Source organism: Cryobacterium sp. TMN-39-2, assembly GCF_004402745.1.
Classification (GTDB): domain Bacteria; phylum Actinomycetota; class Actinomycetes; order Actinomycetales; family Microbacteriaceae; genus Cryobacterium; species Cryobacterium zongtaii.
Window position 1 is genome coordinate 96,618 of sequence record NZ_SOFX01000036.1, and the last position, 20,920, is coordinate 117,537.

19 protein-coding genes are annotated in these 20,920 nt (G+C 67.6%); 12 read left to right on the forward strand and 7 right to left on the reverse strand.

The window, feature by feature from the left end; genetic code table 11:
- Positions 1 to 316: 316 nt before the first annotated feature.
- Complete coding sequence (locus tag E3O57_RS13825; protein ID WP_103479825.1) at positions 317 to 1,012, forward strand: hypothetical protein; 696 nt, start codon at positions 317 to 319, stop codon at positions 1,010 to 1,012.
- 111 nt (positions 1,013 to 1,123) lie between these two features.
- Here the strand turns inward: E3O57_RS13825 and E3O57_RS13830 are convergent, their stop codons facing one another.
- The 7 genes from E3O57_RS13830 to E3O57_RS13860 all read right to left on the reverse strand — a co-directional run bounded on the left by E3O57_RS13830 (position 1,124) and on the right by E3O57_RS13860 (position 6,474).
- Entirely contained in the window at positions 1,124 to 2,104 is a 981-nt protein-coding gene (locus E3O57_RS13830) for a manganese catalase family protein (protein WP_103479824.1), read from the reverse strand.
- Between the two features lie 55 nt (positions 2,105 to 2,159).
- On the reverse strand, positions 2,160 to 3,227 hold the full coding sequence (locus E3O57_RS13835) for a YihY/virulence factor BrkB family protein (RefSeq protein ID WP_241990422.1): 1,068 nt from the start codon (positions 3,225 to 3,227) through the stop codon (positions 2,160 to 2,162).
- Positions 3,228 to 3,274: 47 nt separating this feature from the next.
- A complete protein-coding gene (locus E3O57_RS13840; RefSeq protein ID WP_103479823.1) occupies positions 3,275 to 3,853 on the reverse strand; it encodes a DUF3618 domain-containing protein in 579 nt (192 codons plus the stop codon).
- On the reverse strand, positions 3,850 to 4,266 hold the full coding sequence (locus E3O57_RS13845; RefSeq protein WP_103479822.1) for a phage holin family protein: 417 nt from the start codon (positions 4,264 to 4,266) through the stop codon (positions 3,850 to 3,852). The genes E3O57_RS13840 and E3O57_RS13845 overlap by 4 nt, the downstream gene beginning before the upstream one ends.
- Positions 4,259 to 4,987 carry a hypothetical protein gene (locus E3O57_RS13850; protein WP_088455134.1) on the reverse strand — a complete coding sequence of 243 codons (729 nt, stop codon included), beginning with the start codon at positions 4,985 to 4,987 and terminating at the stop codon, positions 4,259 to 4,261. Before E3O57_RS13850 ends, E3O57_RS13845 begins: the two co-directional genes overlap by 8 nt.
- Before the next feature lie 233 nt (positions 4,988 to 5,220).
- Positions 5,221 to 5,403 (reverse strand): hypothetical protein, encoded by a 183-nt coding sequence (locus E3O57_RS13855; protein WP_103479821.1) that lies wholly within the window; start codon positions 5,401 to 5,403, stop codon positions 5,221 to 5,223.
- Positions 5,404 to 5,484: 81 nt separating this feature from the next.
- A complete protein-coding gene (locus E3O57_RS13860; protein WP_103459737.1) occupies positions 5,485 to 6,474 on the reverse strand; it encodes a LacI family DNA-binding transcriptional regulator in 990 nt (329 codons plus the stop codon).
- A gap of 205 nt (positions 6,475 to 6,679) precedes the next feature.
- On the opposite strand from E3O57_RS13860, the gene E3O57_RS13865 reads away from it, so the two are divergent.
- The 11 genes from E3O57_RS13865 to E3O57_RS13915 form a co-directional block, all read left to right on the forward strand.
- Positions 6,680 to 7,630: a carbohydrate ABC transporter permease gene (locus tag E3O57_RS13865; protein WP_088455136.1), complete on the forward strand. Its 951-nt coding sequence runs from the start codon at positions 6,680 to 6,682 to the stop codon at positions 7,628 to 7,630.
- 1 nt (position 7,631) lies between these two features.
- On the forward strand, positions 7,632 to 8,579 hold the full coding sequence (locus E3O57_RS13870) for a carbohydrate ABC transporter permease (RefSeq protein WP_103479820.1): 948 nt from the start codon (positions 7,632 to 7,634) through the stop codon (positions 8,577 to 8,579).
- A 79-nt stretch (positions 8,580 to 8,658) separates the two neighbouring features.
- Positions 8,659 to 10,011: an ABC transporter substrate-binding protein gene (locus E3O57_RS13875; protein ID WP_103479819.1), complete on the forward strand. Its 1,353-nt coding sequence runs from the start codon at positions 8,659 to 8,661 to the stop codon at positions 10,009 to 10,011.
- Between the two features lie 81 nt (positions 10,012 to 10,092).
- Positions 10,093 to 11,625, forward strand: coding sequence for an alpha-N-arabinofuranosidase (locus tag E3O57_RS13880; RefSeq protein ID WP_241990423.1), 1,533 nt, complete (start codon positions 10,093 to 10,095; stop codon positions 11,623 to 11,625).
- Positions 11,622 to 13,775: a beta-galactosidase gene (locus E3O57_RS13885; protein ID WP_103479818.1), complete on the forward strand. Its 2,154-nt coding sequence runs from the start codon at positions 11,622 to 11,624 to the stop codon at positions 13,773 to 13,775. The genes E3O57_RS13880 and E3O57_RS13885 overlap by 4 nt, the downstream gene beginning before the upstream one ends.
- 2 nt (positions 13,776 to 13,777) lie before the next feature.
- Positions 13,778 to 15,538, forward strand: coding sequence for a glycoside hydrolase family 35 protein (locus E3O57_RS13890; protein ID WP_103479817.1), 1,761 nt, complete (start codon positions 13,778 to 13,780; stop codon positions 15,536 to 15,538).
- Between the two features lie 219 nt (positions 15,539 to 15,757).
- A complete protein-coding gene (locus E3O57_RS13895) occupies positions 15,758 to 16,780 on the forward strand; it encodes a siderophore ABC transporter substrate-binding protein (protein ID WP_198416839.1) in 1,023 nt (340 codons plus the stop codon).
- Between the two features lie 22 nt (positions 16,781 to 16,802).
- Positions 16,803 to 17,822, forward strand: a complete 1,020-nt coding sequence (locus E3O57_RS13900; protein WP_198416840.1) for an ABC transporter permease — start codon at positions 16,803 to 16,805, stop codon at positions 17,820 to 17,822.
- Positions 17,812 to 18,819, forward strand: a complete 1,008-nt coding sequence (locus E3O57_RS13905; protein ID WP_198416841.1) for an iron chelate uptake ABC transporter family permease subunit — start codon at positions 17,812 to 17,814, stop codon at positions 18,817 to 18,819. Before E3O57_RS13900 ends, E3O57_RS13905 begins: the two co-directional genes overlap by 11 nt.
- On the forward strand, positions 18,816 to 19,574 hold the full coding sequence (locus tag E3O57_RS13910) for an ABC transporter ATP-binding protein (protein WP_103479816.1): 759 nt from the start codon (positions 18,816 to 18,818) through the stop codon (positions 19,572 to 19,574). Before E3O57_RS13905 ends, E3O57_RS13910 begins: the two co-directional genes overlap by 4 nt.
- Positions 19,575 to 19,689: 115 nt before the next feature.
- On the forward strand, positions 19,690 to 20,920 hold a 1,231-nt coding region (locus E3O57_RS13915), incomplete at its 3' end, for a DNA polymerase III subunit gamma and tau (RefSeq protein ID WP_134456608.1).

Genomic DNA, 20,920 nt, shown 5'->3' on the forward strand with positions numbered 1-20,920 from the left:
CAGTCTGTGGCTGCACCCCGGCATCCCGCTGTATTTCAAGTTCACCGGGACCACGACCCCCGGGCTCAACCGGGCCTGGATCGAGGTGCTCGCGACGTCGGCCGACAGTGCAGACGGGTTGCTGTTGAGCAGCGAACCGCGTGGTCGGGATGCCGACCAGAATCACACCGACTGACCAGGCCGGAGTGAGATTTCTTCACGCTGGAGCATGACAGGTGCGGGGTTCGGACCGTCTAAGAAGCAGCAGAGCATGTCAGGCGGATGCCCGACAGGGATTTCCCACCGCACCCCGCACCATCCTTCAGAGGAGAACATCATGACGTCAGCACCCAACGACCCGCGCCCCATGACACCCAACGACCAGCGCCCCACGGCATCCCACGACTCGCGTCCCACGGCACCCGACCCCCTCGAACCCGCCGCCCCGCCGGCGACCTCGGGCACCACCATCCGCCAGGAAGTCGTCGCCAAGCAGAAGGCGCAGTTCGGCGGCATGAAGTTCGGCACGGCCTTCTTCGGCTGGCTCACCGCCACCGGCGCAGCCGTGCTCCTCACCGCGCTGGTGGCCGGCGCCGGCGCAGCCGTCGGCCTCGGCAACCAGGCCGACCCCGCGCAGACGGCGGATGCCGCGGCCGAGAATGCCTCGACCGTCGGCCTGATCGGTGCCATCGCCCTGGCCGTCGTCGTCTTCGTGTCCTACTTCTGCGGAGGCTATGTCGCCGGCCGCATGGCGCGGTTCAGTGGCGCAAAGCAGGGCATCGCCGTGTGGTTGTGGGCTCTGATCGTGGCCGTGGTTCTGGCCATTGTGGCCGCTATCGCGGGAAGCCAGTTCAATGTGCTCGCCAACCTCAACAGCTTCCCGCGGATCCCGGTCCAGGAGGGCGACCTGGCCCTGGGCAGCATCCTCACGGCCGTTGCGATCGCCATCGTCAGCCTCGGCGGCGCGATGCTCGGCGGCCTCGCCGGCATGCGGTTCCACCACAGGGTCGACAAGGTCGGCCTCGGCAAGTGAGCGGAACCCGCTCACACTGAGCTGATTCGCCTACCCTGGCGAGAGTGAAGGGCCCCGGTGACACAGTCCCGGGGCCCTTTGGTCTGCCGGCCGGTAAGGCGGCATCGGCTCTTACTTGGTCTTCGGCGCGGCCTTTGCCGCGGCCTTCGCCGGGCCGTACGACACGTCCACCTCGGCCATCTCCATGTCGGCGGTGGCCTGGATCAGCTCCATCAGAGCCGGATCCAACCCGGGCGCGAACTCCTCCATCCTTTCGCCGGCGATCACCGACGGCACACCCTCAGGAGCTTGTTCGTCGGCGACCAGGTTCGTGCCGTCCTTGGAGGGGGACATGCCCTGGAAGATCTTGCCCGCCTCCGACTGGCCGGCGAGGTCGAAGGTGTACTGCTTGCTGTGCAGGTTGAGGTCGAGCAGCTTCTTCACCTCGGGGAACTTCTCCGCGTTGGTTTTCGGGATCGGCAGCAGAGTGTTCCAGTGCACACCCAGGGTCTCGAGCGCCTTGGCGTACGCGTTCTCGTGAGCCTGGTCCCGCACGATGAGGTAAGCGATGGTGGAGCGTGCAGTCTTGTTCGCGGTCATCTCGTAGATGCGGCACTTCTGCAGTCGGCCGGTGGACTCCAACATCAGGTTGTAGAGCAGGTCGAGCACCAGGTTGCCGGAGTTGTACACGTAGCTGCCGCTCCACGGGTTGCCCACGGCGTCCACCGGCAGCGCACCCTGCGCACCCACCAGGTAGTGGTGGATGTTGCCCTGGTCGAGGGCGATCTCCAGCGGGATCGCTCCGCCTGAGCCGGCCTTGTCCAGCGGGTCGGTGACCTTGCCCTGGTAGCGCGGCGAGCCGTCCACCAGCCGGGAGATGGTGGTGCCGATCAGTTCGACGTGGCTGATCTCCTCGGTGCCGATGCCCTGAATCAGGTCGCGGTACGGCTTGGCTGCGGGCCCACGGAAGTTCATCGACTGGAACAGGTACTGCATCATGGTGCGCATCTCGCCGAACTGGCCGCCGAGGCCCTCCTGCAATGCGCTGGCCGCTGCCGGATCCGGCTCGTCCTGCGCGATGTCGTGGATGAGTCGTTGCACGTGGAAATACATAATTGTCCTTTCCTGGGACGTGGTGGATCAACGGTCGGATTCGGGTGGTGCTGGGTCAGCTCTTGGTGTCGTGGCGTTCCGCGCTGTCTTCGCGCAGGCGCCGCCCCGCAATGATGTCGGCACGTTCCTTCTCGGCGGTTTTGTCGCTCTTGCGGGTGTCCCGCGGTGGCAGCTGGATGTCTTCCTCCGCCTTGATACCCGCCTGCAGCTGGCGGGTGCGCTCGAGTTCGGCGTCGAATTCGGCGCCGAACAGCAGGGCAAGGTTGGCGATCCAGAGCCATAGCAGGAACACCACGACACCGGCGAGCGAGCCGTAGGTGCGGTCGTAGTTGGAGAAGTTGGTGACGTAGAGACCGAACAGGAACGACGCGATCACCAGGGCTACCAACGCCAGCAGCGCGCCCAAGCTGATCCAACGGAATTTCGGCTGCTTGGCGTTCGGGGTGGCGTAGTAGAGGATTGCGATGATCAGCACCGCGGCCAGAGCCAGGATCGGCCACTTGAGGATGGACCACACTATCTGCACGGTTTCGCCGAGGCCCAGGGCACTGCTGACGGCATCGGTGACGGGCCCTGACACGATCAGGACCACGACCATGATGAGGATCAGCAGGATGGTGACGATGGTCACCACCAGCTGCATCGGGCGCAGCTTCCAAAACGGCCGGCCCTCCTCGATCTCGTAGATCCGGTTCATGGCCCGGCTGAACGCGCCGACGTAGCCGGATGCCGACCAGATAGCCAGCACGATTCCGAAGACCAGGGCGAACCCGGCGGCCGGTGACGAGCTGAACTGTTCGAGTGGTTCGCGCAGTACGTCGGCCGTGCCGCCGGGGGCGACCTCGTTGACGAGGTCGAGGATGGTGTCGGTGGACCGCTCGCCCTGACCGAACACGCCCAGCAGGGAGATCAACGCGATCAGCGCCGGGAACAACGCCAGCACCGCGTAGTACGTCAGCGACGCGGCGATGTCGGTGCATTGGTCGGCGGTGAATTCGCGCATGGTCTTGCGCATCGCGTACTTCCAGGACGGCTTCTTCACCTCGCCCGGCGAATCCGGCTTGCGTGGATCGTCGGGCGAGGGAGCGTTGTTCTTCTTGCTACGGGCGTCGTTGCGGGCCACCGGTACTACTCCTCGTGATCGTCTGGCGGATGGTGCGGGTTTCGCCGTCAGCCTGCGGTGCCCTGTCCGGCGTGCTTGGCGGTGTCGCGCACCTCGTCGGCGGATGCCGTCGTTTCGGACTTGACGGTGTCGGCGGCATCCGTGGCCGTGCCCTTGACAGCATCGGCGGCGTCGGCGAGGGGCTGCTTGAGGTTCTCGCCCATCTGCTTCGCCGCGTCGGTGACCTCCTGGGTCAGTGGCTCAGCGGCCTCCTTCACGTTCGCCGCGACCTTCTTCTCGACGGTGCTGGCGGGCAGGAGAGACGACGCGAGCCAACCCACGCCGAATGCGATGAGACCCACCGCCAGCGGATTGCCCTTGACCTGGGAGGCCGCGTCGTGAGCGGCGCCCGATACGTTGCCGGTCGCGCCGCTCACCGAGCCGCCCAGGTCGGAAGCGGTGCCCATGACCTTGTCCTTGGCCGAGCTGAACACGCCCCGCACCTTGTCCTTCTGGCGGTCCATGATCTTGCTGGGCGTTACTTTGTCGGCAAGGGCGTCGACATCGGCGCCGAGGCCCCGTCGGGTGTCTTCGATTTGGCTCCGAAGAACCTCGGGGTCGGTGCTGGATTCGTCATAGGTGCTCATCGGTTTTCCTCATTTCGTTTTAGTGCGTCAGGAATCTGCTTCAGGGAATCGACTGTCTTGGGCGCTCCCGTGATGGTCTTCATCTCTTTGCGCCCGCGCGAGTAGAGCACGGCGGCCACGATGCCCCAGACGACGGCAACGATCACGGCCGCCCAGGCGATGTCGATGACGTGTCCGAGCCCCCACCAGGCCGCGAACGACAGGAACAACACCGTCAGGTGGGCGGCATAGCCGGCTCCGCCGAGCAGTCCGGCTCCTTTGCCGGCGCGAGTGGCCGACTGCCGTAACTCGGCTTTGGCCAGTTCGACCTCCTGGCGCATGAGAGTAGACACGTCGCGTGTCACCTCACTGAGCAGATCGCCCAGTGAGGTCTCTTCGGCCTTGCGTTCAGAAGGCGTGGGCATGTCAGTCATTGCGGTTCTCCGTGTAATTCGGGTACTCCGCCGTGAGCGGGGTGCCTACGCCGGTGGCGGTGCCGGTGGGCGTGGTGGGGGTGTCGAAGGCCGTGTCGATTCCGGTGGTGGCGCCGGTGCCGAACTCGGTTCCGACGCCGGTGGGCGCGGTGGCCGGGGTGCTGCTGCCCGTCGAGGCGGTCTCGGAGGAGTCCTTGGCCTCGGCGATGACCGAGCGGGTCAGGCGACCGGCCACTACACCGGCGACGGCGGCGATGCCGATGAACATGCCGGGGCTGCGCCGGGCGTAGCCCTTGACCTCGTCGAGGAGGGCGCCCGGGTCGCGCTGGTCGAGCCAGTCGGCGATTCCGGCGGCACGCGAGGCGGCCTGGTGGGCGATATCGCTGGCCACACCCTGAGTATCGGACTTATCGGCCATCGCACCCAGCTCGTCGCCCAGGGAACGGAGACCGGCGGCGACCCGCTTCTGTTGTGCGGCCGCCTGGTCGGCGAGTTCGCCCTGCGTCTGGCGATAGAGGTCCTTGGCTTGCTGCTTGGTCTCGCTGCCGACCTTGTGCAACTCGTCCTTGGCGACGCCGGCGACGTGCTGGCCAGCGGCGACCGAGGTGTCCTTCACCTCGGTGGCGCGTTCTTTGGCATCGGGGCCGGCTCCGCTGTCGGACGCCGTGCTGGTGTCCAGGTCGGGGTTTCCCGGGACGGATGCTGGGTATGTATTCGACATGACTCTCCTAGATAAATCGGGGTGTGCACGACGCCCGGCATCGACGTCCGTGTCGTGTTCGGGAATATCCTTTGTCTTGCGAGCCGCGATTACAAGCACTCTGAGAGAACCCGCGAAATTAAGTTTTTTCCGTGACGAATCGCTGATTTTGCCGTCTATTTAAAGGGTGCGGGACTTTACGCAGCAACGTTGGAGGGGGTAGCGGATACCCCACAATGGGGGGTATCCTCCCGTCACTCCAGCGGGTGCTCGTGTCGCCTCTGTTGCTCCCGCTGAGCATCCTCGACGACGCGCTTGATCACGAGGAACGTGGTCTCCCACTCGTCGAGAATGTGGCGGTGCGTGAGCCGCAACACCCGGCGACCGAGCCCCTCGTAGAGGAGGTAGCGGGCGGAGAAATTGCGGACACGCCGCATCCGCCGGCCCGTGGCACGGCGTGTCCCGACAAACTCCGCCTTTGCGGGCGTGCGGCCGCCCACGACCCCCGGGTCGGGTGCCTAGCGGGGCGGGGGCGCGGTGCTCGCCCGCACGACGAGGTGCGTGGGCACAATGGTCGTACCGGGGCCCACGGCCGCGGGGGAGTCGATCTGGCGCAGCAGCTTCTCGATGCAGAGCCGCCCCACCTGGCCGAAGTCCTGGTGCACGGTGGTCAGCGGCGGCCAGAAAACATCCGCCTCGCGCATGTCGTCGAAGCCGACCACGCTCACGCCGGCCGGAACCGAGCGGCCGGCCTCGTGCATCGCCCGCATCACGCCGAGGGCCATCTGGTCGTTGGAGGCGAAGATCGCCGTCACCGACGGGTCGGCGGCCAGCGCCACCCCGTGCCGGTAGCCGCTCTGCGCGCTCCAGTCGCCCTCGAGCACGGGCGGCACCGGGGCGCCGGCCGCCTTCAACGTGGCCCGCCAGGATGCCGTGCGGCGCCCGGCCGAGAACGACGACTCCGGCCCGGCGATGTGCCAGACCGTGCGGTGCCCGAGGTCGAGCAGGTGCTGGGTGGCCAGCCGGGCACCCTCGGTCTGGTCGGTGTCGACCACCGTGTAGCGCTCGCCGGCGTCGGAATCGACGATCACGACGGGCAGCCCGGTCGGCACGGTCACGTCGATCCGGTCCAGGATGTGCGCTTCCATGATGATCACGATGCCGTCCACGGCCTGCTCGGCGAGCCGGTTCACAGCGCCGGCGACGGCGCCCTGGGTGGGCAGCGCCACCGGGATCAGGGTGATCGAGTAGCCGGCCTCGGCGGAGGCCGTGGCGACAGCGTCGAGGGTGCGCATGTTGCCGAAGCTGGACAGGCCGAACATGATCACGCCGATGGTGCTGAACTTGCCCGACTTCAGCGCGCGGGCGGCGCTGTTGGGCCGGTAGCCGATCTCGTCCATGGCGGCGAGCACCCGGTCGCGGGTGTCGGCGTCGACGTTGCTGCGACCGTTCACCACCCGGGAGACGGTCTGAGAGGAGACGCCGGCCAGCGCGGCCACATCCGCCATCGACGGCAGGCGCTGCGCGCGGGCCGGGGGAGCGGCCGAAGAACCGTCTGTCGTGCTCGCCGTTGCCACGTGCCCTCCCCGGTCCCGAAAAAAGATTTCCGTATGTTTACGTAAACATGCTAGCGTGCTTACACGTCATGTTTACGTAAACATGCCGTCAGATTCACCGTCCGTTGCATCACCATACCGAGTCAGAGAAAAAGGCATGACGACGCTGTCAACACTCCCCCCCAGTGGCCAGACACGCAGTGCACGGGCCCAGCCGAACCGCCGCAAGCCCAAGCCCCACGTGCAGAAGCGCGACTGGACCGGCTGGAAGTTCATCGGCCCGTTCATGATCGTTTTCGCCCTCGTGCTGATCGCCCCGGTGCTGTACTCGATTTACCTGTCCTTCTTCAAGGACCAGCTGGTCGGCGGCAACTCCTTCGTCGGCTTCGAGAACTACGGCCAGGCGCTCACCGATCCCAAGTTCTGGGAGTCGATGGGCCGGGTCACCCTGTTCTTCGTCGTGCAGGTGCCGATCATGCTCGGCATCGCACTCTTCGCCGCCCTCGCCATCGACAGTGCCCGCCTGCACCTGTCCAGCTTCTTCCGCATCGCGATCTTCCTGCCGTACGCGGTTCCCGCCGTGGTCGCCACGCTCATGTGGGGCTTCATGTACGGCACCAAGTTCGGCCTGGTCGGCAACCTCAATGAGTTCTTCTCGATCGCCATCCCCAACCCGCTGGGCAACACCTGGGTGCTCGCCGCGATCGGCAACATCGTCACCTGGGAATTCATCGGCTACAACATGATCCTGTTCTACGCCGCCCTCCGAGTGATCCCCACCGATCTCTACGAGGCCGCCTCGCTCGACGGCGCCAACGCGTTCCGCATCATCCGCAGCATCAAGATGCCGGCGCTGCGCCCCGCCATCGTCATCGGCGGCATCTTCTCGGTGATCGGTAGCTTCCAGCTGTTCAACGAGCCCAGCATCCTGCAGTCTCTGGCACCCAACACCATCTCCACCTATTTCTCGCCGAACATGTACGCCTACAACCTGTCGTTCTCGGGTCAGCAGTACAACTACTCGGCCACCATCGCGATCATCGTCGGCCTCATCACCGCCGTCATCGCCTACATCGTGCAGAACTCCGGTTCCAGGAAGGAGGCCTGACATGTCGACGACTGACCAGACCCACGCCCCCGCCGCACGGGCGAAAGCCCCGCGGATGTCCCGCTACACCAGCGAGAAGAAGGCCGGCAAGTCCAACCAGGGCCTGCACACCAAGAAGTCCATCATTCTCACCATCATCATGGGCGCCCTGCTGATCTACAGCCTGCTGCCCCTGTTCTGGCTGTTTGTGAACTCCACCAAGACCCAGGCCGAGCTGCTCAACTCGTTCGGCCTCTGGTTCTCTGGCGACTTCGCCCTCTGGGACAACATCGTCGCCACCCTCACCTACAACGACGGCGTCTTCGTTCGCTGGTTCGGCAACACGGTGCTCTACGTCGTCGTCGGCGCCGGCGGCGCCACCTTCCTCGCGGCGCTCGGCGGCTACGGCCTGGCCAAGTTCAACTTCCCCGGCAAGAAGGCCGTCTTCGCCGTCGTGCTCGGCGCCGTGGCCATCCCCGGCACGGCCCTGGCGGTGCCGACCTTCCTCATGTTCAGCCAGATGGGCCTCACCAACACCCCGTGGGCGGTCATCCTGCCCTCGCTGATCAGCCCGTTCGGCCTTTACCTGATCTGGACCTACGCCATGGACGCGGTGCCCACCGAAGTTCTCGAGGCCGCGCGAATGGATGGTTCGGGCGAGTTCCGCACCTTCTTCACCATCTCGCTCAAGCTGCTGGCCCCCGGCCTCGTCACGGTGCTCCTGTTCACCCTCGTGGCCACCTGGAACAACTACTTCCTGCCCCTGATCATGCTCAGCGAACCCACCTGGTACCCGCTGACCGTGGGCCTGAAGCAGTGGAACATGCAGGCCCAGACCGTGGGCGGCGACGTCATCTACAACCTCGTCATCACCGGGTCGCTGCTCACGATCGTGCCGATCGTCGTGGCGTTCCTGTTCCTACAGCGCTACTGGCAGTCCGGCCTCGCCGCCGGCTCCGTCAAGTCGTAGCCCCACTACCGATCCACCCCGCACCATCCGTCATCCGCAGCACCGAACATCCGTTTACAAGGAAGTGAAAGGCACCCCAATGAAAGCACCACACAGCAACACGCGCCTGCGCCGCACCGCACTCGCCGTCGCCACCGGACTCGCCCTGAGCGTCTCCCTGGCCGCCTGCGCCTCCACCGGCGGAGGCGGAGCCGAGACCGGCACCGCCGCCGACATCGAGGCCGCCCTGCAGGAGGAGACCACCCTCACCGTCTGGGCCTGGGCCCCGGCCGTGGAAGACATCGCCACCGCATTCGAAAAGAAGTACCCCAACGTCACGGTCGACGTGGTCAACGCCGGCACCGGCAACGACCAGTACATCAAGCTGCAGAACGCCATCAAGGCCGGCTCCGGCGCACCCGACGTGGCCCAGATCGAGTACTACGCGCTGCCGCAGTTCGCTCTCTCCGAGGCCCTCGTCGACCTGAGCGACTTCGGTCTGGACTCCCTCGAAGACCAGTACACCGCCAGCACCTGGGGATCGGTGAACCTCGACGGCGGCGTCTACGCCCTGCCGCAGGACTCCGGCCCCATGGCCATGTTCTACAACCAGGCCGTGTTCGACCAGTACGGCCTGACCGTGCCCACCACCTGGGACGAGTACATCGCCACCGCCGAGAAACTCCACGCGGCCAACCCGAACGCCTACATCACCAACGACACCGGCGACGCGGGCTTCGCCACCAGCATGATCTGGCAGGCCGGCGGCCAGCCGTTCACCACCACCGACTCCACGAACGTCGAGATCAACCTGCAGGACGAGGGGTCGAAGAAGTTCGCCGACACCTGGAACCAGCTGCTCGAGAAGGACCTCATCGCACCGACGACCAGCTGGAGCGACGAGTGGTACCGGGGACTGGGCGACGGCACCATCGCCACCCTCAACATCGGCGCCTGGATGCCCGGCAACCTGGAATCCGGCGTGCCGGAAGCCTCCGGAAACTGGCGTGTGGCCCCGCTGCCCGTTTATGAGGCCGGCGACACCGCCAGCGCCGAGAACGGTGGCGGCGGCGACGCCGTGCTCGCCCAGAGCAAGAACAAGCTCGCCGCGGCCGGCTTCGTCGAGTTCATGAACTCCGGGGAAGGCACCCAGATCTCCATCGACGCCGGCGGCTTCCCGTCCACCGTCGCCGACCTCGAGTCCGAGGAGTTCCTCGGCGCCGAGAGCGAGTACTTCGGCGGCCAGAAGATCAACGAGGTCCTCGTCCAGTCCGCCAAGGACGTCGTCGAAGGCTGGAGCTACCTGCCGTTCCAGGTCTACTCGAACAGCATCTTCTCCGACACCGTCGGCCAGTCCTACGCCGACAAGTCCGACCTCAACACGGGCCTGACCGACTGGCAGAAGGCCATCGTCGCCTACGGCAACGAGCAGGGCTTCACGGTCACCGAGTAACGCAGCGGCACAGGGTGGGCCCGTCCGACCGGACGGCCCACCCTTTGCGCACCATCAGCTTCCAACCAGAGGATCTCCTTCGTGTTTCACGCCCGGCTCAGCATCTCCCGCGACGACATCGTGGCCCCCGTCTCACCCCGGCTCTTCGGTTCGTTCGTCGAGCACATGGGCCGCTCGGTGTACACGGGTATCTACGAACCCGGGCACCCCACCGCGACCGCGGATGGCTTCCGCCAAGACGTGCTGGACCTCGTGCGTGAGCTGAACCCCAGCCTGATCCGCTACCCGGGCGGCAACTTCGTATCGGGTTTCCGCTGGGAAGACAGCGTCGGCCCCGACCGCCCCACGCGCCTGGATGTGGCCTGGCACTCCGTGGAGACCAACGAAGTGGGCCTGCACGAATTCGCCGACTGGGCCGAGAGCGCCGGCGTCGAGATCATGCAGGCCGTGAACCTGGGCACCCGGGGCATCGCCGAGGCCGCCGCCCTGCTCGAATACTCCAACCACCCGGCCGGCACCGCGCTCAGCGGCCAGCGCCAAGCCAACGGCCGCACCGAACCGTTCGGCATCCGCGTCTGGTGCCTGGGCAATGAGATGGACGGCCCCTGGCAGATCGGCCACAAGACCGCAGAGGAATACGGCCGCCTCGCCGCCGAAACCGCCCGCGTGATGAAGTGGGTCGACCCCACCATCGAACTCGTCGTCGCCGGCAGCTCCAACGCCGAGATGCCCACCTTCGGCAGCTGGGAACGCACCGTTCTCGAGCACACCGCGGAGCTCGTCGACCATATCTCCCTGCACGCCTACTACGAGGAAAAGCCCGGCGACCTCGGCAGTTTCCTCGCCTCCGGCGTGGGCCTTGACCGCTTCATCGGCGACGTCGCCCAGATCATCGACGAGGTCACCGTGGCGCAGGGCCTCGACAAATCCATCGGCATCAGCGTCGACGAGTGGAACGTCTGGTACCAGACCCGGTTCAACGAGGTCGACAAGGAACCCCTGTTCACCGGCGACTGGAACACGCAGCCGCGCCTGATCGAGGACGAATACAACGTCAGCGACGCCGTGGTGGTGGGGTCCCTGCTGATCTCCCTGCTGCGGAACAGCGATCGGGTCAGCATGGCCAACCTCGCCCAGCTCGTGAACGTCATCGCGCCGATCCGTTCCGAGCCCAGCGGTCCGGCCTGGCGCCAGACCACCTTCTTCCCGTTCGCCCTCACCGCAACCGCCGCCCACGGCGACGTGCTGGCCGCCACCATCCACTCCGACACCTACGACACCAGGGAACACGGCACCGTCGACCTATCGGATGCCGCGGTGACCGCTACCGACGAGGAGATCGTCTTGTTCCTTGTCAACCGTTCCAGCTCCGACCCGCTCACCCTCGAGGTAGACCTGGCCGGCGCCCCCGCTGACTCGGTGCTCTCAGCGCAGAGCCTGTTCGCGCCGGAGGGTGGTGACCGGTTCGCCACCAACACTGTTGATCATCAAGACACCGTGCACCCGGTCGACTTGACGGATGTGACACTGGCCGACGACGGCACCGCCGCCACGGTCGTGCTGCCCGCGCTGTCCTGGTCGATCGTGCGTCTGGCCGCCAAGGCTGCAGCATGAGCGCCGTGAGCACGGTCTCGACCATCGAGCGTCGCTGGGTGCGCTGGCCCGAGGCGCACACCCTCGCCGACGGCACCGAGAGCCTGCCCGCCGACGCCGCCCGCATCGGCTACGGCGCCGACTACAACCCCGAACAGTGGCCCGAAGAGGTCTGGGCCGAAGACATGCGCCTGATGCGCGAGGCCGGTGTCAACATCGTCAGCGTCGGCATCTTCTCCTGGGCGCTGCTGCAGCCCACCCCGGACAGCTGGGATTTCGGTTGGCTCGACCGCGCCATCGATCTCTTGCACGCCAACGGCATCGCCGTCGACCTGGCCACCGCCACCGCCAGCCCGCCGCCGTGGCTCACCGAGCTGCACCCGGAGGTGCTGCCGGTGAACCGGGTCGGCGAAACCATCTGGCCGGGCGGCCGCCAGCAGTGGCGTCCCACCTCACCGGTGTTCCGCCGTTACGCGCTGGCCCTGGTCGAGAAAATGGCCGAACGCTACGCCGACCACCCGGCCCTGTCGATGTGGCACATCAGCAACGAGCTCGGCTGCCACAACGTCTACGACTTCTCGGACGACGCGGCAGCGGCGTTCCGCGCCTGGCTCGAGGCCCGCTACGGCACCCTCACCGAACTCAACCGGGCCTGGGGCACGGCCTTCTGGTCGCAGAACTACACCTCCTGGAACCAGATCCTGCCGCCGCGGCTGGCCGCGACGCATCCGAACCCCACCCAGCAGCTCGACTTCGCCCGGTTCTCCAGCGACGCTCTCAAGGGCTACCTCGTCGCCGAGCGAGAGGTCCTGCGCCAGATCACGCCCGACGTGCCGATCACCACCAACTTCATGGTGATGGGCGAGTCCCGCGGCATGGACTACGCCGACTGGGCCGGCGAGATCGACCTGGTCTCCAACGACCACTACCTGCTCGTGGCCGACCCCGCCGCGTTCGAGGAGCTGTCGTTCTCGGCCAACCTCACCGGCCAGATATCCGGCCGGGAGCCGTGGTTCCTAATGGAGCACTCCACCAGCGCCGTCAACTGGCAGCCGGTGAACCAGGCCAAAACCCCCGGCCAGCTGCGCCGGGACAGCCTCACCCACCTGGCCCACGGCGCCGACGCGATCTGCTTCTTCCAGTGGCGCCAGTCCCTGGCCGGCGCCGAGAAGTTCCACTCCGCGATGCTCCCGCACGCGGGGGAGAACAGCTCGGTGTTCCGGAGCGTCACCCGCTTCGGCGGAGAACTCGCTTCCCTGGCCGAGGTCGCCGGCAGCCGCACCAAGCAGGCCCGCATCGGCATCCTCTTCGACTGGGACTCCTGGTGGGCCTCCGAACTCGACTCGCACCCCACCGAGCTGCTGCGCTACAAGGCCGAGGCCATGGCCTGGTACACCGCCGCGCTCACCAATGGCCTGCAGGCCGACATTGTGCCGGCCCGGTCGGTGCTGAACGGTCACGGCCTCGCCGGGTACGACCTCGTCATCGCGCCGATGCTTTACATCGTGCCGCAGCCGCTGGCGGATGCCCTGGCCGACTATGCCCGCACCGGCGGCCACTTGGTGGTCGGCGTGTTCTCCGGCATTGCCGACGCCGACGACCACATCCACCCCGGCGGTTACCCCGGCGCGTTCCGCGAGCTGCTCGGCGTGCGCGCCGAGGAGTTCGGCGGCCTGCAGCCGGGCCAGACCGTCGGCCTGTCCGGCGACCTGCCGGCCGGGTCCACGGGGTCGCTGCTCACCCACGACGTCACCGTGGCCTCCGACGTCCAGGTGCTCGCCCGCTTCCAGGACGGCCCGTTCCCCGGTGTGCCGGCGGTGACCAGCCGCGTGGTCTCGACGGAGTCCGGCGGCCGGGCCAGCTTCGTCGCCACGGTCCTCGACCCCGACGCGTTGGTGGCGTTGGTCGGCCGGTTCGCCGCCGCCGCCCACATCGTCTCACCGCTGCCGGATGCCGTGCATGGCATCGTGCAGCTCGCCTTGCGTCAGTCCGACGACATGGAGTTTCTCTTCTACATCAACCACTCCGACAGGGCAGTGACCGTGCCGCTGGGCAAGGCCGACGGCACGCTCGTGGCCGTCGACCTCGGCGGCAGCACCCTCGCCGCGGACTCGCTCACCCTCCCGGCCACCGGCGTCGCCGTGCTCGGCCGCGCCCGAACGGCCGCCTGATCATGGGCGCGTTCGAGATCGGCGACGAGCACTTCCTCCTCAACGGTGAGCCGTTCCGGGTGCTCGCCGGGGCCATCCACTATTTCAGGGTGCACCCGGATCACTGGGCCGACCGCATCCACAAGGCCCGCCTGATGGGCCTGAACACCATCGAGACCTACGTGGCCTGGAACGCGCACTCGCCGGCTCGTGGCGGTTTCGACACCGTGGGCCAGCTGGACCTGGCCCGCTTTCTCGACCTGATCGCCGCCGAGGGCATGTACGCCATCGTGCGGCCCGGCCCGTTCATCTGCGCCGAGTGGGACAACGGCGGCCTGCCCGGCTGGCTGTTCACCGACCCGGCCGTGGGGGTGCGGCGGAACGAGCCGCTCTACATGGCGGCCGTGGCCGAGTACTTCGAGCAGCTGCTGCCGATCGTGGCGTCCCGGCAGATCGACCGGGGCGGTCCGGTCATCCTGGTGCAGATCGAGAACGAGTACGGCGCCTACGGCGACGACAAGGATTACCTGCGCGCGCTCGTCGAGCTCAACCGGGCCGGCGGCATCACGGTGCCGCTAACCACCATCGACCAGCCCACCGACCAGATGCTCTCCGACGGCAGCCTGCCTGACCTGCATAAAACCGGCTCGTTCGGCTCCCGCGCCACCGAGCGCCTGGCGGTGCTCCGCCGCCACCAGAGCACCGGCCCGCTGATGTGCGCCGAGTTCTGGAACGGCTGGTTCGACCACTGGGGTGCGCACCACCACACCACCTCCGCCGAGGACTCCGCCCGCGAACTCGACGACCTGCTCGCCACCGGCGCCAGCGTGTCGCTGTACATGTTCACCGGCGGAACAAACTTCGGCTTCACCAACGGCGCCAACGACAAGGGCGTGTTCCAGCCCACGGTTACCTCATACGACTACGACGCGCCCCTCTCGGAGAGCGGTGAGGTCACCGCCAAGTACCTCGCCTTCCGCGAGGTGCTCGCCAAGTACGCGGCGGTGACCGGGTCGTTGCCGGCCCCGGCCGTGCCCGCCCCGGCCTTCGAGGTCGCCCTCGACGAGTTCGTGTCGCTGTGGGACGCGCTACCCGCGTTGGCCGACATAAGCGCCGCTCCGACCACCGGGCTTCCCAGCATGGATGCCCTCGGCCAGTACACCGGGTTCGCCCTGTACCGCAGCCGACTGACTCCGGGTGCCCGGGTACTGTCCTTCGGCGAGGTGCGCGACCGCGCCCAGGTCTTCGTCGACGGCAACCCCGTCGGTGTGCTGCAGCGCGACCACCACGACCGCTCGATCGGCCTACCGCCGGGGGAGCGCCTCGACCTGCTCGTGGAGGACCAGGGCCGGGTCAACTACGGCCCGCGCATCGGCGAGGACAAGGGCCTGATCGGCCCGGCCACCCTCGACGGCGTCACCCTGGCCGACTGGCAGGTGCTGCCGCTCGACGTCGACGGGTTCGTCGCATCCGGCAGCGCCCGCTTCGCCCTCGATCTCGCCGGTTCCGGCTCGCTCAGCGGTCCCGCCTTCGTGCGCGGACGGTTCACCGCCGAGCCCGGCGTTGACCTGTTCCTCAGCACCGCCGGCTGGGGCAAGGGCCAGGCCTGGATCAACGGGTTCAACCTCGGCCGGTTCTGGGACCGAGGCCCGCAGACCACCCTCTACGTGCCCGGCCCGGTGCTGCGGGCCGACAACGAGCTGGTCATCCTCTGCCTGCACGGCACCGAGAGCACCCTCGCCCGCTTCGTCCCCCGCCCCGACCTCGGCCACACCGACTTCTAACCCGCCCAACTGTTCCCCGAGCGGACAATTGCACCCGGTACGCCGGGTGCAATTGTCCGATTCGGGCACGGTTGCGCCGCCTCGCGTGCTCGGCGTGCTCGGCGGGCTCGGCGGGTCCGGCGCCATGGGTGCGCATTGGACAATCTCTGAGAGCTTAGGTTACCCTAACCAAGGTCCAGTAAGGATTGCCTAACCTAAGTGCCTCAGGAGGCCCCGCCGATGTCCCTCACCCGCCCTCTCGCGACCCTCTCGTTCGCCCTGGCCTCCGCGCTGATCCTCGGCGGTTGCGCGTCAACCGAGGCCGACGCCGGCACTGCCGGCACCGCCGCAACCCCCGCGGCCACGACGGTGTCGTTCTCGTGGGACCGCAACATCGCCGGCGAAGACGAAGACCCGCAGTACGAGCCGACCACGGTGGAGGTGCCCACCAACCCCAAGAACATCGTGGTGTTCGACATGGCCAGCCTCGACACCATCGGTGCCCTCGGCGGCGAGATCTCCGGCGCCCCGCTGGACTCGGTGCCCGACTACCTGCAGGAGCACCTGACCAGCGACGCATTCAACGCGGGCACTCTCTTCGAGGCCGACCTCATCGCGATCGAAGCAGAGCAGCCCGACCTCATCGTCATCGGCGGCCGCTCGGCGGCGCTCTACGAAGACCTCAGCGCGATCGCGCCCACCGTCGACCTGAGCATCAGCGGCTCGTTCCTCGAGACTCTCGAGCGCAACACCGAGTTCCTCGGTGAGGTGCTCGGCGCTCAGGACGAGGCCGCGGCTGCCCTGGCCGACCTCGAGGCCGGTATCGCCGACGCACAGGCCGTGACGGCGGATGCCGGCACCGGCCTGGGCCTGATGGTCTCCGGCGGCAAGCTCAACGCCATGGCCCCCGCCGGCGCCGACGCCACCGGGCGCAACGCCCGCGGCGGCCTGATCTACGACGTGTTCGGCGTCACGCCCGTCGTCGAAGAGATCGAGGCGGCCACCCACGGTGAGCCGGTCTCGTTCGAGTTCCTGCTCGAGCAGAACCCCGACTACCTCTGGGTCGTCGACCGTGACGCCGCGACCGGCACCGAGGACGCCCAGGCGGCCGCGACCGTTCTCGACAACCCGATCGTCAAGCAGACCACCGCCGCGCAGCGAGACCAGATCGTCTACCTCAACCCCACCGCCTGGTACATCGTGTTCGGCGGCATCACCACCACCCAGCTGATGATCGACGACGTCCTGCAGATCGCCGAGTGACCCCCGGGATCGCCCGCACACTGTGACCGACCTCCTCACCCGTCGCACCCCCACCCCGGTGCCCGCCCGTCCGCGGCGCACCGGGGTGGGGGTGCTCATTGGCGCCATCCTCGGGATCCTCGCGATCGCGAGCCTGTTCATCGGGGTCTCCGATGTCTCGCCGCTGGCGCTGCTCACCGGCGGGCCCGACAGTAGTGCGGCGTTCCTCCTGGTGACCAGCCGCATCCCGCGCACCGTCGCCGTTCTCCTGGCCGGCGCCTCCCTGGGCATCGCCGGCCTGATCATGCAGATGCTGGTGCGAAACCGGTTCGTCGAGCCCGGCACCACCGGGGTCACCGAATTCGCGACACTCGGAATGCTGATCAGCACCGTTTTCTGCCCCGGGATGGCGGTGGTCGGCAAGATGGCCGTCGCCGCGGTGTTCGGGCTGCTGGGCACCTGGGTGTTCCTGAGGGTCGTGCGCGCGGTGCCCGTGCGCCAGTTGGTGCTCGTGCCCTTGGTGGGCATCATGCTCGGCGGCATCGTCGGGTCGGTCACGGTGTTCTTCGCGTATCGGCTCGACCTGCTCCAGTCGCTCGGGCAGTGGTCACAGGGCAGTTTCGCCTCGGTGATGCAGGGCCGCTACGAGTTCGTCTGGATCGCCGGGGCCATGGTGGTCGTGGCCTGGTTCGCCGCGGACCGGTTCAGCGTCATCGGCATGGGCGAGGACTTCGCCACCAACCTCGGCCTCGACTACCGCCGCGTCGTGGCCGTGGGCATGGTCATCGTCGCCCTCATCACGGCGTCGGTCCTCGTGACCTCCGGGGTGATCCCGTTCCTCGGCCTGGTGGTGCCCAATGTGGTCAGCCTCATCATCGGCGACAACGCGCGCCGGTCCATCCCGTGGATCGCCGGCCTCGGCGCCGTGTTCGTGATCGCCTGCGACATCATCGCCCGGCTGGTGCGCTTCCCCTACGAGATCCCGCTGTCGGTCATCGTGGGCATCATCGGCGCGGCCCTGTTCCTCTGGCTGCTACTGCGAAGGAGGGGTCGTGCTCACTGACACCGTCACCGGCCGCACGCCGGCGCCCGCCCGGCTCGGCGCGCTCTGGGCCCGCCCCGGGCTGCGGTTGGCCCTGCTCGCGGTCGTGGCGCTCACCCTGGTCGCGGTGTATTTCTTCACGGATGTGCCCGGCTCGTTGGCCTTCGCGGTCAAGATCCGCAGCCTCACCGTGCTCGCCATGCTGCTCGTCGCCACCGCGGTGGGCGTGTCCACCGTGGTGTTCCACACCATCACGCAGAATCGCATCCTCACCCCGTCGATCATGGGGTTCGACGCCTTCTACGTGCTCGTCTCCACGGTGATCGTGTTCTTCCTCGGCTCGGCGTCGTTCCTGGGCGCCGACCCACTCACCCTCTGGCTCGTACAGGTCGTGGTGATGGTGGCGTTCAGCGTGTTCCTGTTCACCTGGCTGTTCGGCGGCAAACGCCGCTCGATCCACCTGATGCTGCTGGTCGGCATTGTGCTGGGCACTCTTTTCCGCAGCTTCACCGAGTGGATGCAGCGGATGCTCGACCCGCTGGACTTCCAGGTGCTGTCCGACGCGATGTTCGCGTCGCTGACCCGCCCCGACGAGACCCTGTTGCTGCTCACCGGCGCCGTGGTGCTGCTCGCTTGCGCCGCCGTCCTGCCGCTGCTGCGCATCCTCGATGTGTTGACCCTGGGGGAGCCGGCGGCGGTCGGACTGGGGGTGAACCATCGGCGCACCCTGCTGATGCTGTTCACCATCGTGTCGGTGATGATCGCCGCGTCGACCGCTCTGGTCGGGCCGATCCTGTTCTTCGGCCTCATCGTCGCTAACCTCGCGTACTCCTACGCCGGCACCTTCCGCCACGTGTGGACGCTGCCGACGGCCGTGCTCATCGGGGTGATCTGCCTGCTCGGCGGCCAGATCGTGCTCGAGCAGGTGTTCAACCTCGGCGGCAGCCTCTCGATGATCATCGAGTTCGCCGGCGGGCTCTTCTTCCTCTATCTGGTTCTGCGAAAGGGGGCGCGATGATCGTGCTCGACGGCGTCAGCAAGCGCTACAACGGCCACACCGTGCTCGATGAGGTGAGCATCGCCTTCGGTGCTGAGGGGGTGACCGCGCTCATCGGCCCCAACGGTGCCGGCAAGTCAACCCTCTTCGGTGTCGTCGGGCGCCTCATCCGTCCCGAGGCGGGCAGAGTCGCCGTGGACGGTTCGGACGTGGCCACCGCCCGGTCGAGCGACCTCGCGAAGACCCTCGCCGTGCTCCGCCAGGACAACCACATCGCCGCGCGCCTCACCGTGCACGACCTCGTCGAGTTCGGCCGTTTCCCGCACTCGAAGGGACGCCTCGCGGTCACCGACCGCGACCACGTCGACCGGGCCATCGACTACCTCGAGCTCGATGACTTTCGCAACCGGTTCCTCGACGAGCTCTCCGGCGGGCAACGGCAGCGGGCGTTCATCGCCATGGTGCTCGCGCAGGACACCAAGTACATCTTGCTCGACGAGCCGCTGAACAACCTCGACCTGCGTCACATGACCGAGATCATGAAGCTGCTGCGCCGAATGGCCGACGAGCTCGGCAAACGTGTCATCGTGGTGCTGCACGACATCAACTTCGCCGCCACCTACTCCGACCGCATCGTCGCCATGCGCGATGGCCGGGTCGTGGCGGATGCCGGCGCGGCCGAGATCATGCGCCCGGAGGTTCTCGAGGCGGTCTACGACACCAAGGTCGACGTGCGCCAGATAGACGGTCGCCCGGTCGCCCTGTACTACTCCTGATCCGCGCGGGCTCGCTCCGCCTTTAGGTACCGCCGGCCGAGCCGGGCGGATGCGCCTGCGCCGACCTGTGCACCAACCAACCGGGGTGTCAGTGGCAGCAAGTACGATTGACCTCGTGGTTACCGCCCTGTATCGCCGTTACCGGCCAGAGACTTTTGCCGAAATGATCGGTCAGTCCCAGGTGACCGATCCACTCATGACCGCCCTGCGCACCAACAGGGTCAATCATGCCTACCTCTTCAGCGGACCCCGCGGCTGTGGCAAGACCACCTCCGCCCGCATCCTCGCCCGCTGCCTCAACTGCGCAGAGGGCCCCACCGACACCCCCTGCGGCGTCTGCCCCAGCTGCGTTGAGCTCTCCCGCGACGGCAGCGGCTCCCTCGATGTGGTCGAGATCGACGCGGCCAGCCACAACGGTGTCGACGACGCCCGCGACATCCGCGAACGCGCCATCTTCGCGCCCGCCCGCGACCGCTACAAGATCTTCATCCTCGACGAGGCGCACATGGTCACCCCGCAGGGCTTCAACGCGCTGCTGAAGATCGTGGAAGAGCCGCCGGAACACGTGAAGTTCATCTTCGCCACCACCGAGCCCGAGAAGGTCATCGGCACCATCCGCTCGCGCACCCACCACTACCCGTTCCGGCTGGTGCCGCCGGCGCCCATGCTCGACTACGTGCAGCAGCTCTGCGACAGCGAGAACATGACCGTGGCGCCCGGCGTGCTGCCGCTCGTGGTGCGTGCCGGCGGCGGCTCGCCCCGCGACACCCTCTCGCTGCTCGACCAGCTCATGGCCGGCTCCGAGACCGACGCGATCGAGTACGAGCGCGCCGTGGCCCTGCTCGGCTACACCCACGCGACCCTGCTCGACGACGCCATCGACTCCATCGCCGCCCGCAACTCCTCGGCCGCGTTCGACGCCGTCGACCGCGTCATCCAGACCGGTCAGGATCCCCGCCGCTTCGTCGAAGACCTGCTCGAGCGCATGCGCGACCTCATCATCGTCGCCGCCACCAGCGCCGCCGCCGCCGCGGCCGTGCTCCGTGGCGTGCCGCAGGACGAACTCGACCGTATGCACGTGCAGGCGTCCAAGTTCGGTCCCGCCGAGCTGAGCCGCACCGCCGACATCCTCAACGCCGCCCTCACCGAGATGACCGGCGCCACCTCGCCGCGCCTGCACCTCGAGCTGATGATCGCGCGCGTGCTCATCCCCGCCGCCGACGACAGCACCCGCGGCGCCCTCGCCCGCGTCGAACGTCTCGAGCGCCGCATCGGCGTCGACGGCGGCAGCACGGATGCGCCGGCCGACGCCGCTCCCGCCGCCACGGCCCCGCGCACCCCGGCTG